The organism is Egbenema bharatensis FJBBOT/2019 (assembly GCF_048077055.1).
Classification (GTDB): domain Bacteria; phylum Cyanobacteriota; class Cyanobacteriia; order Elainellales; family Elainellaceae; genus Egbenema; species Egbenema bharatensis.
The window spans coordinates 7,169,673-7,185,048 of sequence record NZ_CP182236.1; the positions used below are offsets into that span (position 1 = coordinate 7,169,673).

The window sequence follows — 15,376 nt, forward strand, 5'->3', positions numbered from 1 at the left end:
CTATGTAAAAACTGCGTGAACGATGGGCAGTACAACGGTCTTGATCAACTACAAACTTCAGTGGAATGACCGAGTAGCAACGTTTTTGTGAATAAGCTCAAAGTTGTTGGATCCATTCCAGCCTGAACCTGTCAAGGCGATCGCTGGGCTGCCTCCGCAGGGGAAGGCTGACAATCTCAGCCAAATCCTTGTACTGGAGCAAAAGTAGACCAGGGAGCGTTTTAAAAAACCTGTACAGTACTAGTAGAAGCGAGGGTGAATTGAGCAACCGTAGAGCGGGCATCTTGCCCGCGCAGGCTGGAAGCCTGCACTATGAAAGGTGGGCGTATTGCTGCCGAGGTGTCTACATAGTATGTCTGAACGCACCCCTTTCCAGCCCTTTTGCACGAATATCAGCCCATACCAGCGAAGATGTATCTCTGGGTAGACGATTTGGTATAAATCGCTTCATAAAATCCTCTTTAGCGTATGGCTGAAAACCGAATCGGGTTTTTACAGTCCCGGATATAAGGATTTTTACGCCAGGTTTTCCATGCTTTCAATTAGGAGTTTTTTAGTATGCAACAGGTTATTTCTGGATTAGCTTCTGTACTGGTTCGATCGCTGCGTCGAGGACTGGTGCTGGTTATTGCTTTAGGTTTATTCAGCGTTGCCGGATGGTTTAGCTTCAGTCAGCCCAGCCAGGCAGCCACTTCTACCCCCGAAGAGGCTCTGCAAGAGATTCAGCGCGATCAGTCCAGGCAAGATCGGCAAGAGTTCTACAAGCAACAAGTTCAGATCACCGAGCAGCCGAAGACAGGCGCGGAACAGGAATACGAGCAAAATATTGAGCAATATTATCAAGCAAACCCTGATGAAGCAGGCGTTGTGGAAGGGGCAAAGGAACTGGTCAACAAAGTAACAGGTAACGATTAGAAGCTCATTTGCCTGTAGAACTCAGCTTCAAAGAACCAGAACTGCGAATTGATCTTGCATTCCTTCGAGGAAACTTGAGGATGAGATATGAGACTCGAATTTAATTGAAATTGCATCTAAAAAGGATGTAGTTTGAGTCATTATTCTGAATCAGTCAGATGAATTTCTGGCTGATTTTTTTATTGGTCTGGTGGCAACTTTGGGGAAGGCAAAAGGAAGCATCCCACTTTTGTAACAGAATGAAGATTAACCCACCTCTGCCCCGCCCAAGCGGGGAAATGGAGGCCCCCTGCTCAACCAGGAGAACATCCAAGTGCCTGGGTTGTCAGGTTTGTTTCACCCTTGCTTCTGCTTTGCTTGTTTCGCAAACGAAAGATACTGTTCCAGAAAAGGTAACCCGCCGATCGCCGGGAGGAAATAGCGAGAGGTGCAGAGTAAGCCCAGGGCCGCTCCAGTTGCGGCATCAAAGTAGGGTTGATAGAACAAAATTAGGGCTGCATCACGGGTTCCTACACCGGCGAAGGTGAGGGGTAAAAGTCCCGCCAGGATGGCTAGCGGAGATAGGGCCAGGTTTGTTAAAAACGGGGCATAGGCGTTGAGAGCCAGGATGAAAAACCAGATCTGCAATAAATGTAAAAACCAGATAAAAATTGAGGTCAGGGCAATCTTCGTCAGGTTCCACTTATCCTGCCAAAAGTAGTCATGCATATCCTGCCAGGCGTAGCTCATTTTACCCAGCTTGGCCTTTAGCTTCTTGGGCGCGATCGTTTGCAGCACTTTAAAAAACGATCGGGCAAATCTAGGAACGCTTAAGATTGCAATTCCCAGCACCAAACCCAGCCCCACGCTGAACGTCATGACCCCAAACAACCAATCTCCCTGAGGATACAGCAGTAGCCCAAACACGCACCACAGCAGTAAGGACAGCATATCGCAGGTCTTTTCAAACACCACTAGCGATAACGCCATTGCGCCCGTTAAATGCCCCCGTTCTTGCATGAAGTAGGCCTTGGCAATATCTCCCATCTTGGAGGGCAACACCATATTTAAGCTGCTAGCCGCCAGGATGAGCTTATTCGCCTCTAAAAACGTCAGCGACTCGGATCTGGGTTCAGAGGGAAGATTAACTCCCATCGGCTCAACCTTCGCACCAACCATCGCTTCAGATAGGGTAGAGGGCATAAGCTGCTGGAGCCGCCATGCGGTGATCATCGTGATGGGAATGACCATGCCCAGACTAATCATCATCCAGGGAAGATTGCTATTGCGAAAGACTGCAATTAGCCCCTGAAAGTCAATTCTCCAGTAGATGAGTGCCAGGATCAGGAGACTAACGCAGATGGAAATAAGACGTTTCATGGGCACCTGGGCAGTAAAGGACGCAAAACAAACGCAACAATCCTTTAAACGAACAAGATTTTACCCTATTTCTTTTCATTTCGTTTCCTGGGTTCTTGCTGTTCCCCTTTGCATTGCTGGGGGTTGGCAGTAGACTGTTAGTCACTATAAAAGAGAGCAAAAGGCAAAAGAAAAGCCCTTGCAACTGTTAACTGAGCGAATTGAGCACTGCTACCCCCCAATAAAGTCAATTTATGCGTATTTTACTGTTGTATCCTCTGTTTCCTAAAAGCTTTTGGTCCTGGGAAAAGACAATGGAATTGCTCGATCTTAAAGCATTTTTGCCGCCACTTGGGTTGATTACGGTTGCGGCCCTGCTGCCGCAGGAGTGGGAATTTAAGCTGGTCGATCGCAATGTTCGCACCGTCACCGAGGCAGAGTGGGAATGGGCAGATCTGGTGATTCTGTCGGCGATGATTGTCCAGAAGCCCGATTTTTTAGCACAGATTCGAGAAGCCAAACGCCGGGGGAAACGGGTGGCAGTAGGCGGGCCCTACGTTACGTCCGTCCCTGATGGGGCAAAAGCAGCAGGAGCCGATTATCTGGTTTTAGATGAGGGAGAGCTTACCCTTCCCCTCTTTGTGGCTGCCCTGGAGCGCGGAGAACCGACGGGAACGTTCCGCGCCACCGAAAAGCCCGATGTCACCAGTACGCCCATCCCACGCTACGACTTACTGCAACTGGATGTTTACGATAGTATGTCGGTGCAGTTTTCCAGGGGATGCCCGTTTCAGTGTGAATTTTGCGACATTATTGTGCTGTACGGTCGCAAACCCCGCACCAAAACCCCCCAGCAGTTAATTGCAGAGCTGGAATATCTTTACAACCTGGGTTGGCGCGGCAGCATTTTTGTCGTAGATGACAACTTCATTGGCAACAAACGCAACGTCAAACTGTTGTTGAAGGAGTTGAAGGAATGGGTGAAGCAGCGGGGTTATCCCTTCAGTTTTGGTACGGAGGCATCCGTTGATCTGACCAGGATCAGGAGCTGATTGACTTGATGCTGGAATGTAATTTTGCCAGTGTGTTTTTAGGCATTGAAACCCCTGATGAAGATAGCCTTTCCCTTACCCGCAAGTTCCAGAATACGCGCAATCCACTGGCGGATGGGGTGGAGCAGATCGTCCGGAGCGGATTACGGGTGTTTGCGGGATTCATCATCGGCTTTGACAACGAAAAGTCAGGTGCAGGCGATCGCATTGTGCGGTTCATTGAGCAAACCTCGATTCCAGGGGCTTTCTTCAGTATGTTGCAGGCCCTCCCGGATACTGCCCTCTGGCATCGGCTGGAAAAGGAGGGCCGTTTACGCTCCAGGGATTCTAACCTGAACCAGACAACGTTAATGAACTTCGTGCCCACCCGCCCGATCGAAGAGATCACGCGGGAATATATTGATGCCTTCTGGACGCTCTACGATCCTCACGTTTACCTCGATCGCGCCTATCGCCATACGATGATGACAGGTCTACCGAAAGTGAAGGTGACAGCCCAACCCACTACCTGGAAGAAGCTGAGAGCCGGACTGATTCTGGTCTGGCGGCAGGGCATTCGGCGGCAAACCCGCTGGCGGTTCTGGCATCACTTAATCAGCGTTTGGCGACAGAAACCTCAGCTCGTCACCCGATTTTTGATCACCTGTGCCTACGGTGAGCATTTCACCGAGTATCGGCAGATTGTCTGTGAGCAGCTCGAACAACAGTTAGCTGAATTTTTAGCAGAGGAAGCCCAACGGCAAGTAGCAAAAGGAGCGATCGAGGAGGTGATTCCTTTTTAGGGAGGCAAATTGAATTGGCTATTGCGGGTAGGTGGCACAATACTGGGTAGGGGTACATGGCTTGTGGCAAAAAACGTACCGGGTGGGCGCACTTGCACTGGGCGGGCGCACAGCGGTGCGCCCCTACTGGGTTGCTTGGAGGGAACCAACGGTTTTGGTTTGGGGAATGCGAACGGTGAACGTTGTGCCGACTCCAACCTGGCTTTCTACGCTGATCTCCCCTTGATGGAGATCCAGACAACGTTTAACTACGGCCAGTCCTAACCCGGTTCCCATGACTGCTTTGGCATTGCTACCCCGAACGAATAGATCATAGAGATGCGGCTGATCTTCAGGTGGTATGCCGATACCCTGATCTTTGACCTGAAATAGAACTGCATCCGGTTCGCAGAGAAGAATCAGGTCAACGCTACTGTCAGGCGGAGAAAACTTGATCGCGTTGGACAGAAGATTGCTGAGGATGGCATACAGCAGCTTTTCATCTACACAGGCGCGAATGCAGTTTCCCTGTTGTGTAAAGGCGAGCGATCGCCTGGAATCACCATAGAGCTGAAAGTCTTCAACTAAATTGAGGCAAAAGGTTTGAATTTCAACCCATTCTGGCTTGTATTCCAGCTTGCCAGCATCGGCTCTGGCCAAAGTCAGAATATCGCTGAGGAGTTGGGTCATCATCTTGGCGGAAGACTGAATTCGGTACAGGTTCTTCAGCTTGGTGGGTTCCACTTGCTGCTTCAAGGTTTCATCTAAAAGCTGGGCAGATCCCAAAATCAGGCTGAGGGGAGTCCGAAATTCATGGGACACCATAGAAAACAATTGGAGCTTGAGTTGGCTTAACTCTTTCTCTTGAGCCAGGGTACGCTGCTGGGTTTCGGCTTCTTGCCGTTTCACCATCTGACGATAAAGCTGGGCATAAACCCCAAACAAAATGACAAAGGTTAGTAAGGTTCCTAACGGCTCAATCAACATCCTGAAGCGCAGATTGGATTGGGATTGCTCAACGCGCAGTTGCAGCAGCTCTTCTTCCCTAGCTTCCAACAGAGCGATCGTTTGCCGAATCGATTCCTGGTTTTGGCGGCTCTGCACCACTAGCGGATCAGCACTGGAAAGAATAGCCGGTAAGGATAACTCCGATCGCCCGTCTTCCGGCTCCGCTTCCCGGATAAAGCGATTTCGTTGTAGCATCGACCGTTCCAATAAATCCACCTGCTCAATGATTAGCCTCTCTAAGGTGTCGAGCCGTTGCTGTTGCACGGGAGTATCTGCCAGGGATTGTCTCAACTGCTGAAGCAAGGGATCTATATCGCGGATCGCGGCTTGATAGTGGTTCATCTCCATGCGATCGCCGGAAAAGATATAGCCCCATCGCCGGGACTCCGCCTCCGCCAGAGTGATAGACAAATCAGTCAAAATATTAAGGATCCCATTGGTCTGCTTCACCTGATTTGCGCTGTCCACCAATCGCATAGCATTCTGATAAGAAGTCAGGCTGACAGCCCCCATGAGCAAGACGGCCAACCCAAATCCACCTGTCATCCATTTCCCTTGATGTAGCCATTTCATACTGACCCTATGCGTATTTTGGTTGTTGAAGATGATGTTCAAATTGCTGATCTATTGACGGAAGCGTTAACAAACCGCCAGTACAAAGTTGATGTAGCGAAGGATGGCGAGGAAGCCTGGAGTTGGACAGAAGCCCTGGAATATGACTTGATTTTGCTTGACATTACCCTGCCTAGACTGAACGGAATCCGATTTTGCCAACGGCTACGCGAGCAGCACTCGACGGTTCCCGTTTTGATGCTAACTGCTCGTGACACGATCGCCGACAAGATTGTTGGACTGGATGCGGGAGCCGATGACTATATGGTGAAGCCCTTTGACATTGAAGAATTAATGGCGCGCATTCGGGCCCTGCTGCGACGGGGAGGCACAGCAATGCGACCTAATTTGTTTTGGGGCGACTTATCCCTCAATCCCAACACCTACGAGGCAACCTATGCCAACCATCCCCTGACGCTCACCCCCAAAGAATATGCCCTACTGGAACTACTGGTAGCAAACGGACGACGGGTCCTGAGCCGACCGGGAATCATTGAGCGATTGTGGGCTTTGGATGATCCCCCTACCGAAGAGGCAGTCAAGTCCCACGTTAAGACTTTGCGCCAAAAACTGCGATCGGTGGGTGCGCCAGAGGATTTTATTGAAACGGTACATGGATTGGGCTACCGCTTACAGCAAACCCAGTAGGAATCATCTCTCGAAATGTTGAAATTTAGAATCCCCTCTAAATCTCCCGAAATCCCCCCGAAATCCTCCCCATTTTTGAAAGATGAAACGGTACTCTTAAACGTAGCGATTTCATAAATGCTCTAGAGTACCCCTTCATGCACTGTATATCCTCACCTCGGATTCGAGTTGAGGTTTTTTTTGCTATTCTTCCCCCCGAAATCCCCCCGATTTTCCCCTCTTTTCGCCCATTGGGACAGTATCTTGGACGGGTTAAACCTCATTTGATACTCCCCCAAGCGGCCGAGTTTACGGGGCGGGCGTAGAATACAGTGATTAACCGTTTGAGTCACCCCATATTTGAAGGGCTGGGAACCAACGAATTAACAGACCTGGTAGCAAAGACCCGCCGATCGAGGTTTCCAGCTTTTGTCCCTGGACAGCAACTAGAAAAGCAACACGAGTCATGGCTATGTTAACTGTTGGCGATCCGGCTCCCTGGTTTACCCTTCCCTCCACCTCAAACCCTCAGTATCACTTTGATACGGTGGGAGGCTACCGAGCCGTTTTGTTTTTTTTCGGTAGTTCCCAAATCCCAGGAGTAGCTGAGGTTCTTAAGAATTTTTTACAGTGTCAGGAGCAGTTTGCCCGACTGAAAATTCCCTTTTTTGGGGTCAGTATTGATCCAGCAGACGAGGGGCTAAAAGCGGCGATCGAAGACCCCACCTACTGTAAGTTTCTGTGGGACTTTGAGCAGTCCGTCAGTCAGAAGTATGGCGTATGTCAGGCGGAGGGAGAAAAATTCTACTACGCCCCCACCACCTACATCATGGATGAAAGCCTGCATGTGGCGCATGTTCTCCCCCTCGAAAATCCTGAAGCCTATGTCACGGCGATCATGGCTATTCTGGAAGCTTTTCCGGAACCGGAACCCCACTCGATCGCAGCACGGCAGGCTCCTGCATTAATCATTCCCCGAGTGTTTGAACCCGAACTGTGCCAGCACCTGATCCAGCTTTACCAGACAAACGGGGGTGAAGAGTCTGGATTTATGCGCGAGGTAGACGGTAAAACCGTTGCCATTATGGACTATGGCTTTAAGAAGCGACGGGACTTTCTGGTTGAAGATCAAACCCTGCTGGAGGCAATCAACACCCTGGTGATTCGGCGGATCAAACCCGAAATTGAAAAGGCCTTCCAGTTTGAAATCACCCGCTTTGAGCGACATTTAATTGCCTGCTATGATTCCAGGAATCAGGGATTTTTCAATCGCCATCGAGATAACACCACCAAGGGAACTGCCCATCGCCGCTTTGCCATGACCCTGAACTTAAACACGGGGGAGTACGAAGGAGGCTGTTTATGGTTTCCAGAATACGGCAGACAATTGTTCCGTCCGGGGGTGGGGGAAGCAATAATCTTCTCCTGCTCCATGCTCCATGAGGTGACTCCCGTAACAGCAGGGCAACGGTTTGCCTTGTTATCCTTCTTCTACGGTGATGAGGATGCGCAGATCCGGGAGCAGAACCGGAAATATCTGGCCACGAAACAAGCTGCTGATCGCCAGGAAGTGAATCCTCAGGAAGTGAATCCTCAGGAAGCCAGCCCTCAGGAAACCAGCCCCCCGGAAAGAGCCGCAAAAGCAGCCGCAACGCACACAACTGTAGTCGAAAAGGTCACAAACTCTGAAGGGAACCCGGATTCCCAGGAAGCAATCCCAGCCGTTGGCGAATCTGAAGCAGCAGAGAATGTTGCAGTCCCGATCGCGTTGGAGTCACCGACAGATGAACCGATGCATCCAGAAGAGCTAGATCCAGAAGAGCCAGATTCAGAAGAGCCAGATTCAGAAGAGCCAGACGATACGTCGCTGGACACCCTATCGCCAGCAATGTCCACAGCAATGGCGGAAACTGATATCAGGTTAGCCGATGGGATCGTTGAGCCGGAAGCAGAGGAGCTAGAGGCAGAGGAGCTAGAGGCAGAGGAGCAGCCAGACAAACCGGATACCCCTACTGGAAAGGGGGTTGTAGTGGGCGATCGATCGACCAGAGAACAATCATCGACCAGCCAACGATCGGGACGGGGATTTCAACCCAAATCCAAGAAAAAGCAGATTAAACGGGCGAAAAATCCCACCAAAATTCTGTTCCTGCATCCCAACTTTCCGGCCCAGTTCCGTCATCTGGCCACCACCCTGAGCAGCGATCCAAACTATCAAATTGTCTACGGCACAACCCGCGAGGAAGGTTCGATTGCCGGGGTGAAAAAAATCCTGTATACCCCTAACCGAGAACCCCATCCCGAAACCCATCATTATGTGCGATCGTTGGAAGGTGCCGTGCTGCAAGGGCAAGCCGTCTATCGCATCCTTCAGCAGCTTAAAGACGAGGGCTTCGTTCCCGATCTGGTGTATGGCCATTCCGGCTGGGGTCCAACGCTGTTTATCAAAGATGCCTTACCCAAAGCCAAACTCCTGTGTTACTTCGAGTGGTTCTACCGGGCCCACGGTTCAGACAGCGACTTTGATCCAGCCAACCCTCTGAATGCCGATGATGAAGCCCGAATTCGGATCAAGAATTCACCGATTCTGCTTGATCTGTATAGCTGCGATCAGGGACTTACGCCCACTCGCTGGCAACAGCAGCAATTTCCACCCGAATTTCGATCGAAGCTCAAGGTCCTCCATGATGGGGTAGATACTGACTTCTTCCAGCCAAATCCCGGAGCCAGGCTAGTTTTACCCGATCTGGGCATTAACCTCTCTGAAGTCGATGAACTGATCACCTACGTAGCGCGAGGCATGGAACCCTACCGGGGCTTCCCACAATTCATGCAGGCGGTTTCCCTACTACAAAAACGTCGTCCCAATTGCCATGTCGTAATCGTTGGTGAGAATCGGGTGGCCTATGGGCGAGAATTACCCGATGGCAAAACCTACAAGCAGGTAATGCTGGAACAGTTGCCCCTCGACCTGTCCCGCATCCACTTCACGGGCTATTTAGCCTACAGCGACCATCTGAAGGTTCTACAGGCTTCCTCTGTTCATGTTTACCTGACCTATCCCTTTGTGCTGTCCTGGTCGATGCTGGAGGCCATGGCCACCGGATGCCTGGTGCTCGGTTCCAATACACCCCCCGTTCTGGAAATGATTCAAGAAGGGGAAAACGGCTTGCTGGTCGATTTCTTTAAGCCCGATCGCATTGCCGAGCGCATCATTGAAGTACTAGATCACCCCGATCGCATGGCATCCCTGCGGCAAAAAGCGCGGGAAACGATTTTAGAGTCCTATCGCCTCAGTGATCTACTACCGCAACATTTAGCCTGGCTGAAGGAGTGGATCACTGCTTAGGGACGCAAATTAAATAACTCCGATTTTTTCTGTACGGGCGCACAGCAGTGCGCCCCTTCTGGAGATTAAATTATGGATATCTTACTGGCAGGCAAGATGCCTGCGCTACAGACGATCGGTTGACATCGGTGGGATACTCCTAACCCGCTAACGTTTTTAGAATCTAAAATCCCTGACAAAATGTTCGTTAGGTTTTTAACAAAAATACACGAAAAATAGACAGGCTTAGGGATTACAGTCAATGATATTCCTGAAAGACCTTATTCCTGAAAGACCTGCTGAAACTTTCCCTGGACTATTCATGTTTCACCTTGCTCACCTTTCGCTCTACTGGCTGGTTCACGCCCTCCAACCGCTCTTTGTTCCTATCTGCTTTGTTTCTGCCTGGACGATCGTTTTGTTGTTGTGCTGGAACATTTGGGCTGCTCTGCGAGATGGAGTCAGTAGTGCCCAAACCATGCATCAAATTCCCTGTTCAAAGTGCCGTTTTTTCACCGATAACTATCACTTGAAATGCCCCGTCCATCCCTACAAAGCTCTTTCCACTGAGGCAATTGATTGCGTAGATTATGAAGAAAATTCTGGCTATTTGATCGCACCCCATCAAGATTAAACCTAGCAAGAGATCAGCACTGTGCTAATTCAAAACCTCAACGATTGTCCAGAATTTATTGCTGGAGACGGTACCCAATTGCGCGAACTGCTGCATCCCGACAAACAACCGATCGCCCTGCGGTATAGCCTGGCCCATGCGATCGTTCCCCCTGGGCAAACCTCCATCCCCCACTCCCTCACCACCTCGGAGGTGTACTACATCCTGGAGGGAACTGGAGAAATGCATATCGATGAAGAAACCCAGCCAGTTGCCCCTGGAGATGCGATATACATTCCTCCCGATGCGATGCAATATATCCACAACAACGGCACGATTCCCCTCGTTTTCCTGTGCATTGTTGATCCAGCCTGGCGTAAGGAAGATGAAACAGTGTATCCTTAGACACTTTTTCGTGTTTGAAGAATAATTAAGAAATGAAATCTATTTAAATTGTTTATTGGCTGGACAAAAACCTGAAAACCCTTTTGTACTGCCAGGTTCACTCGAAATTGATGTGCACTACTCTACCAGGCAAAGCAGTGAATTGTATAGCAGAATACAGAACTGTATTATTATCAATTGATGAAATCTCATATGATACATACCTTGCTTTCAGTGCTGCTTGAATCTCGCATCAGCATATTTTCAGCAAATGTGATTGATGCTATATGATTCCGTTGGCTGGTTCATCTGACGTTCCTGCCCTCCTACTTAGAACCTATCCGAAAATCCCGTCAGGGGTTTTGGATTCCAAAAGCTCTAGTGAGTTCTCGGATAGGCACTTAGAGGGTGACTGAAAGGTTGCTAAAGGGTATTGGTTGCTCCTCCTATCCGAACGGTAACACTCTGCTGTCCTTGTAGAGTTATTGGCTAACTGCAACGATTAAGGAACATCTGACGATGTCTAAAAACCTGGTTCTCAAGAGAAAGAGGAAACTGGGAAGCAAATCAGCACGGTCTGCTTCCTGGGGATCTGCCTTACCAAACGTTTCTGAGGCGTTTAAAGCGCTGAAGCGTGTAGTCCCCCAAGTTTCGATCGGTTGGTTGGCGTGTGTTCCCCTCACTGCCCTAATCGTCGGTGTCTGGGGCATTGCGGCCTCGGCTCAAGTTGAAGAAGAAATTACAGCTGAAAGCGTTCAGGCAACCCTGGATAACATCTGGGTTCTGGTGGCTGCCATTCTGGTGATTTTCATGAACGCAGGTTTCGGAATGCTGGAAACCGGCTTCTGCCGCCAAAAGAACGCAGTAAACGTCCTGTTCAAAAACCTGATTGTATTTGCTCTGGCTACAATCGCATTCTGGGCGATCGGCTTTTCCCTGGCCTTTGGTGCGGGGGGGGGCTTTGCTGGCAGCGGCGGCTGGTTCCTGACGGGTGATCAGGCGACCTATGGACTGGACGGTACAACCCTAACGGTTCCGGTCTTCTTCCTGTTCCAGGCGGCCTTTGCTGGAACGGCTGCGACGATCGTTTCCGGGGCTGTTGCCGAGCGCATCAAGTTGATTGACTTTATCCTTTTCAGTCTGCTACTCACCGGTATTGCTTATCCCATCAGTGCCCACTGGACTTGGGGCGGTGGCATGCTTTCGGAAATCGGTTTCCTCGGTGGTGCTGGCTTCAGTGATTTCGCTGGATCAACCATTGTCCATTCAGTGGGCGGTTGGGCCGCCTTAATGGGGGCAGCCATTCTTGGTCCCCGGATCGGCAAATATCAAAACGGTCAACTTTCGGCTCTTCCCGGTCACAACATGAGCATTGCGACCCTGGGATGTTTGATCCTATGGATCGGCTGGTTTGGCTTCAACCCTGGCTCAGAGTTGGCTGCGAACGAAGCTGTTCCTTACATTGCTGTCACTACGAACCTGGCAGCGGCAGCCGGCGGAGTTGCGGCAACGGTCACGTCCTGGGTTGCATCGGGCAAGCCCGATCTGTCCATGACCATTAACGGGATTCTGGCTGGTTTGGTGGCCATTACCGCTGGTTGTGCAGGTGTCACCTACCTGGGAGCCGTCATCATTGGTTTGATTGGGGGCATCCTGGTGGTCTTCTCGGTCTACTTCTTTGACAGTATCCGCATTGATGACCCCGTAGGCGCAACGTCCGTTCACCTTGTTAATGGAATTTGGGGAACTTTAGCTGTTGGTCTATTTGACCAGGAACTTGGCTTGTTCTTCGGAGGTGGCGCAACCCAACTGATTGCTCAAATCCTTGGTATTCTGACCTACGGACTCTGGACCGTGGTACTGAGTTCCATTTTCTGGTTCGCCCTCAAGTCCATCTTAGGTTTGCGGGTGTCAGAAGAGGAAGAACTGATCGGGCTGGACGTTGGCGAACACGGTATGGAGGCCTACAGCGGTTTCCTCAAGGAAGCGGGTGGTGTTTCTGGTGCTTCGGTGACGACTCCTACGGGTTCCACGGGTGCAGCTAGCAGCAATTTCTAAGCGTCCTGTAAGGATCCTGAATTTTGAGGTAGAAGCAGTTCAAACTTCTATCTCTGGAAAATGATGATCGTGGGGGCATCGACAACGGTGCCCTTTTTGCGCTTCAGGGACATCCGGAAAACGTACCCGTCAGGGTTCTACTGCTGTATGCCCTTATTCCTCTGTTGCCGATGTTGCCGATTCTGTTGCCGATCGCAATACACGACAGGGATTGCCGACCGCCACCACATTGGCTGGAATATCTTTCGTCACCACACTGCCTGCGCCGATGGTCGTACCATCGCCGATCGTGACTCCCGGACAGACAATTACCCCGCCGCCAATCCAGACGTTACGGCCAATGCGAATGGGAGAAGCCAGTTCTCTGCCCGTCAAACGGACGGTGGGATCAACCGGATGATGGGCCGTGTAAATCTGGACATAGGGCGCGAACATCGTATCATCCCCAATGTGAACCGTATTGCAGTCCAGAATCACGCAGCCATAGTTCATATACACCCGATCGCCCAGATAAATATTGCTGCCATAATCGCAGTGAAACGGTGGTGTGATTACAATTTTTTCACCCACCTGGGCAAATAGTTCTTGCAGAATTTCAGTCCGGCGATCGCGCTTATCCACCGTCGTTTGGTTATATCGATGGAGCAGGCGAAATGCCCGTTTGCTACCAGCGGCTAATTCTGGGTCAGCGGCAAGGTAAAGCTCTCCCGCCAGCATTTTTTGCTTTTCTGTTTTAGATTCCCTGTCCATTTCGTGCCATCCCACACGTAAGTTTGTAATTTGCAATTTAAGTTTGCAATATAAATTCCTAATTAAATTTCTGTGGAAATATCGACGCGATATCCTGACCGAGGCTATTGTATTGTTCGATTTCTCTACTTTTTCAAAACCTATCGCGTGATAGATTCTAGATTGAGTCAAATTACCGCTTTAATAAAAGCGTAGGCTGAAGCCATTCTGAACCTACACCCACTCAAATAAATTTTTCATTACACTGACCTCTGTACTCGTCTAAAACATTGCTATGCTCTTTCCCCGATCGAGCGGTATCCTGCTGCATCCTACGTCTTTCCCCAGCCGATTCGGTATTGGCGATCTTGGCCAGAAGCCTATCGGTTTGTTGACTTTCTGGAGGCGGCCGGACAACGGTTCTGGCAAATTCTCCCCCTGGGCCCACGGGCTACGGGGATTCTCCCTATCAGTGCTTCTCTTCCAATGCGGGAAATCCCATGCTCATCAGCCCGGAACGACTGCGGGATGAAGGGTTATTAACCGATGCTGATCTCAGCGAAATGCCTGAGTTCCCCCTGACGATAGACTATGGCTGGGTGATTCACGCCAAAATCCCCCTACTGCGAAAAGCCTGTGACAACTTTCAGACTCAGGCGACTCCCGCCCTGAAGCAAGCCTTCGAGGAATTTTGCCAGGATAAGGACTGGCTGGACGACTATGCCCTGTTCCGCGCCATTAAGGATGCCCACGATGGAGTGAGCTGGCACGAGTGGGATCCGTCGATCGCCCGTCGTGAACCGGATGCGATCGAGCAATGGCGGCAGAAGTTAGCCTCCGAGCTTTTCTATCACAAGTTCTTCCAGTTTGAATTTTTCCGGCAGTGGACGGAGATTAAAGCCTACGCCAATCAAAAAGGGATTGAGATCTTAGGCGATTTACCCATTTATCTAGCCCACGACAGCGCAGAAGTGTGGGCCCACCCCGAACTATTTTGCCTGGATCAGGAAACGGGCTTACCGTCCTTAATGGCGGGTGTTCCACCAGACTACTTCAGTGAGACGGGGCAGCTCTGGGGCAATCCGATCTACAACTGGGACTACATCCAGGAAGAAGATGATTTTAAGTGGTGGATTCAACGCTTCAAGGGCTTGTTTGAGCGAGTGGATCTGGTGCGGATTGACCACTTCCGAGGGTTTGAAGCTTACTGGGCTGTACCGATGGGTGAAGAAACAGCCGTCAATGGGGAGTGGAAGCTGGCTCCAGGCAAGGAATTCTTTACCCGGTTGCGGGAGGATCTGGGCAAGCTACCGATCATTGCTGAAGATCTGGGTTTAATCACGCCGGAGGTGGAGGCTCTGCGGGATGAATTTGAGTTTCCTGGGATGAAGGTGCTGCACTTTGCCTTTGACTCGGAACCAGACAATCCCTATCTCACCTTCAACTACGTGCATAACTCGGTGGTCTACACCGGAACCCACGATAACGATACGACGGTGGGCTGGTTCAACAAACGATCGCCCGAAGAGCAGGATCGCGTTCGTCGTTACTTTAGCTGTTTTGGCACGGATGGCATCCACTGGGATCTGATCCGCATGGCCTTTAGCTCTGTTGCCAATCAGGCGATCGTCCCCCTCCAGGATGTCCTGGGGCTGGATACAGAGTGCCGGATGAATGAACCCAGCCGTCCGATGGGTAACTGGGGCTGGCGATATCATCCAGATTCCCTGACTGATGCAGTGGCAGGTCAATTGCGGGATGTGGCAGCGTTGTATGGGCGAGTGCCGGAGCGGAAGAAGTAGGGAGTGGGGAGTGGGGAGTGGGGAGTAGGGAGGGAAGATCCCTGATTGGGGACTCAGCTCTTGGTTGACTGGGCGGGCAAGATGCCCACCCCACAAGAGAAAGGATGAAAAATGAAGTAGAAAAACTTTATTGCTGGCCCCTGACTCCT

The 15,376-nt window shown here is 50.7% G+C and carries 9 protein-coding genes and 3 pseudogenes; 9 read left to right on the forward strand and 3 right to left on the reverse strand.

Annotation, left to right across the window (positions count from 1 at the left end; translation table 11 throughout):
• Positions 1–558: 558 nt before the first annotated feature.
• The gene (locus ACM1PF_RS33350; RefSeq protein WP_416670763.1) at positions 559–915 is read left to right on the forward strand and encodes a hypothetical protein; all 357 of its coding nucleotides are present in this window, start codon (positions 559–561) and stop codon (positions 913–915) included.
• 336 nt (positions 916–1,251) lie between these two features.
• Here ACM1PF_RS33350 and ACM1PF_RS33355 read toward each other — a convergent pair whose 3' ends face one another.
• A complete protein-coding gene (locus ACM1PF_RS33355) occupies positions 1,252–2,274 on the reverse strand; it encodes a lysylphosphatidylglycerol synthase transmembrane domain-containing protein (RefSeq protein WP_416670764.1) in 1,023 nt (340 codons plus the stop codon).
• Between the two features lie 233 nt (positions 2,275–2,507).
• Between ACM1PF_RS33355 and ACM1PF_RS33360 the strand changes: the two are divergent.
• A pseudogene (locus ACM1PF_RS33360) lies at positions 2,508–4,087 on the forward strand (B12-binding domain-containing radical SAM protein).
• Between the two features lie 123 nt (positions 4,088–4,210).
• Here ACM1PF_RS33360 and ACM1PF_RS33365 read toward each other — a convergent pair.
• Positions 4,211–5,647, reverse strand: a complete 1,437-nt coding sequence (locus tag ACM1PF_RS33365; protein ID WP_416670766.1) for a sensor histidine kinase — start codon at positions 5,645–5,647, stop codon at positions 4,211–4,213.
• A 9-nt stretch (positions 5,648–5,656) separates the two neighbouring features.
• On the opposite strand from ACM1PF_RS33365, the gene ACM1PF_RS33370 reads away from it, so the two are divergent.
• The 6 genes and pseudogenes from ACM1PF_RS33370 to ACM1PF_RS33395 all read left to right on the forward strand — a co-directional run bounded on the left by ACM1PF_RS33370 (position 5,657) and on the right by ACM1PF_RS33395 (position 12,696).
• Positions 5,657–6,334, forward strand: a complete 678-nt coding sequence (locus ACM1PF_RS33370) for a response regulator transcription factor (protein WP_416670769.1) — start codon at positions 5,657–5,659, stop codon at positions 6,332–6,334.
• Between the two features lie 451 nt (positions 6,335–6,785).
• Positions 6,786–7,796: pseudogene (locus tag ACM1PF_RS33375) on the forward strand (redoxin domain-containing protein); the annotation flags it as partial.
• 630 nt (positions 7,797–8,426) lie between these two features.
• Complete coding sequence (locus ACM1PF_RS33380) at positions 8,427–9,662, forward strand: glycosyltransferase family 4 protein (protein ID WP_416676918.1); 1,236 nt, start codon at positions 8,427–8,429, stop codon at positions 9,660–9,662.
• Between the two features lie 301 nt (positions 9,663–9,963).
• On the forward strand, positions 9,964–10,275 hold the full coding sequence (locus tag ACM1PF_RS33385) for a hypothetical protein (protein WP_416670771.1): 312 nt from the start codon (positions 9,964–9,966) through the stop codon (positions 10,273–10,275).
• A 21-nt stretch (positions 10,276–10,296) separates the two neighbouring features.
• A complete protein-coding gene (locus ACM1PF_RS33390) occupies positions 10,297–10,659 on the forward strand; it encodes a cupin domain-containing protein (RefSeq protein WP_416670772.1) in 363 nt (120 codons plus the stop codon).
• Positions 10,660–11,157: 498 nt separating this feature from the next.
• Complete coding sequence (locus tag ACM1PF_RS33395) at positions 11,158–12,696, forward strand: ammonium transporter (protein ID WP_416670774.1); 1,539 nt, start codon at positions 11,158–11,160, stop codon at positions 12,694–12,696.
• A 153-nt stretch (positions 12,697–12,849) separates the two neighbouring features.
• Here the strand turns inward: ACM1PF_RS33395 and ACM1PF_RS33400 are convergent, their stop codons facing one another.
• Complete coding sequence (locus tag ACM1PF_RS33400) at positions 12,850–13,446, reverse strand: sugar O-acetyltransferase (RefSeq protein WP_416670777.1); 597 nt, start codon at positions 13,444–13,446, stop codon at positions 12,850–12,852.
• A 274-nt stretch (positions 13,447–13,720) separates the two neighbouring features.
• On the opposite strand from ACM1PF_RS33400, the pseudogene malQ reads away from it, so the two are divergent.
• Positions 13,721–15,227: pseudogene (gene malQ / locus ACM1PF_RS33405) on the forward strand (4-alpha-glucanotransferase).
• Positions 15,228–15,376 lie beyond the last annotated feature (149 nt).

Bases quoted from the DNA above. Each gene is read 5' to 3' on its own strand.
- ACM1PF_RS33350 (WP_416670763.1), top strand. From the start codon at position 559: ATGCAACAGGTTATTTCTGGATTAGCTTCTGTACTGGTTCGATCGCTG.
- ACM1PF_RS33355 (WP_416670764.1), bottom strand. From the start codon at position 2,274: ATGAAACGTCTTATTTCCATCTGCGTTAGTCTCCTGATCCTGGCACTC.
- ACM1PF_RS33365 (WP_416670766.1), bottom strand. From the start codon at position 5,647: ATGAAATGGCTACATCAAGGGAAATGGATGACAGGTGGATTTGGGTTG.
- ACM1PF_RS33370 (WP_416670769.1), top strand. From the start codon at position 5,657: ATGCGTATTTTGGTTGTTGAAGATGATGTTCAAATTGCTGATCTATTG.
- ACM1PF_RS33385 (WP_416670771.1), top strand. From the start codon at position 9,964: ATGTTTCACCTTGCTCACCTTTCGCTCTACTGGCTGGTTCACGCCCTC.
- ACM1PF_RS33395 (WP_416670774.1), top strand. From the start codon at position 11,158: ATGTCTAAAAACCTGGTTCTCAAGAGAAAGAGGAAACTGGGAAGCAAA.
- ACM1PF_RS33400 (WP_416670777.1), bottom strand. From the start codon at position 13,446: ATGGACAGGGAATCTAAAACAGAAAAGCAAAAAATGCTGGCGGGAGAG.